General features: G+C 45.1%; 1 protein-coding gene. It reads right to left on the reverse strand.

The window, feature by feature from the left end; genetic code table 11:
- On the reverse strand, positions 1-503 hold a 503-nt coding region (locus tag R7Z77_RS28795), incomplete at both ends, for an ABC transporter ATP-binding protein (RefSeq protein WP_318137491.1).

The raw sequence follows: 503 nt of genomic DNA on the forward strand, positions 1-503 counted from the left end.
CGCCACTTGCTGCTTTTTTTCTGCCACACGCTTTTTCTTACGATATTTAGGGTGGGTAATAGGAATCGCGGAGAGCAATTTCTTGGTGTAATCGTTTTGTGGGTTCGCGTAAATTTCTTTCGCATTCCCCGCTTCCACCACTTTACCAAAGTACATCACCGCAACTTTATCGGAGACATGCTTAACCACCGACAAATCGTGAGAGATGAAGATGATGGCAAGGTTCATTTCTTGTTGAAGTTGTAGCAACAAGTTTAGAATTTGCGCCTGAACCGATACATCCAGTGCAGATACTGATTCATCACAAATCAACAGCTTTGGCTTCAGTGCTATCGCACGAGCAATACCAATACGCTGACGCTGGCCACCAGAGAATTCGTGCGGATAACGGTTCACAGCCGTTTCAGGCAAGCCAACTTTCACCAACAGCTCTTTCACCCATTGTTTACGCTCTGCAGGAGTGCCTATTTTATGGATGATATACGGCTCTTCCAAAATCATAC

The sequence above is a fragment of the Vibrio sp. 1401 genome, from assembly GCF_033340295.1.